Genomic DNA, 1034 nt, shown 5'->3' with positions numbered 1-1034 from the left:
GGTGAGGTGTGAGCTCACTGCTCGTTCTTGCGGCGGCGGGTCACGAGAGCCGCACCACCAGCGAGGAGCGAGGCCGCAGCGGCGAGGAGGCCGCCGGTCTCAGCACCGGTGCGCGGGAGGGCGTGCCTGCCACCCTTAGCGGGAACCACCTTGACCGGCTTGGTCGGGCGGTCGGAGCCGGCATCGCCGGGCTGCTCGCCTGCGTCGTCACCGGGCTCCTCCGTGCCTTCGCCGGGCTCTTCGGTGCCTTCGCCGGGCTCTTCGGTGCCTTCGCCGGGCTCTTCGGTGCCTTCGCCGGGCTCTTCGGTGCCTTCGCCGGGCTCTTCGGTGCCTTCGCCGGGCTCTTCGGTGCCGTTGCCGGGCTCTTCGGTGCCTTCACCGGGCTCTTCGGTGCCTTCACCGGGCTGCTCGGTGCCTTCACCGGGCTGTTCGCCGGGTTCGTCGACCGGAGTGTCGATCACGTTGATCGTTGCAACAACGACCTCGCTCGAGCCGTCGGGGTAGGTCACGAGAACTTCGTAGACGTTCTCGACCGCGGCGTAGGTCGTCTCAACGGTGATCGCGCCGGTCTCCGGATCGATCGTCACGCCCTCGATCTCACCATCGTTCAGAGCGAACTTGGTGCCTTCGGGCATGTCGCGCTCTTCACCGGTCTCCTCGTCCGTGAACTTCGGAGCCTCGATGGTGCCAACCTGGCCGCGCTCCACCTCGGCCGGGGCGTACACCGGCTGGTAGAGGGTGGCCTGTTCGGGTGCGACGACCTTGACCGTGGCTACGACAGTTTCCTTCGAGCCGTCGGGGTAGGTCACCTCGACCTCGTACACGTTGGTGGCAGGTGCGGCGTGGGTTGCCGACGACTTGATTTCGCCGGTTTCCTCGTCGATCCAGACACCTTCGATGTCACCGTCCTTGAGGGCGAACGTGGTGCCTTCGGGCATGTCGCGCTCTTCGCCGGTCTCCTCGTCGGTGAAGACGGGGGCTGCGACCTCGGCAACGTCACCCTGGGTGACGGTGACCTCGGTGTAGGCCGGCTG

The 1034-nt window shown here is 67.4% G+C and carries 1 protein-coding gene; it reads right to left on the bottom strand.

Annotated features, from left to right (window positions below; translation table 11 throughout):
• Positions 1-14: 14 nt before the first annotated feature.
• A partial coding sequence (locus D8M36_RS09990; protein ID WP_126848618.1) for a Rib/alpha-like domain-containing protein occupies positions 15-1034 on the bottom strand: 1020 nt, incomplete at its 5' end.

This window comes from Dermabacter sp. HSID17554, assembly GCF_003989295.1.
Classification (GTDB): domain Bacteria; phylum Actinomycetota; class Actinomycetes; order Actinomycetales; family Dermabacteraceae; genus Dermabacter; species Dermabacter vaginalis.
The sequence above is the reverse complement of the archived record's forward strand: the minus strand, read 5'-3'. Positions and strand labels throughout refer to the sequence as shown.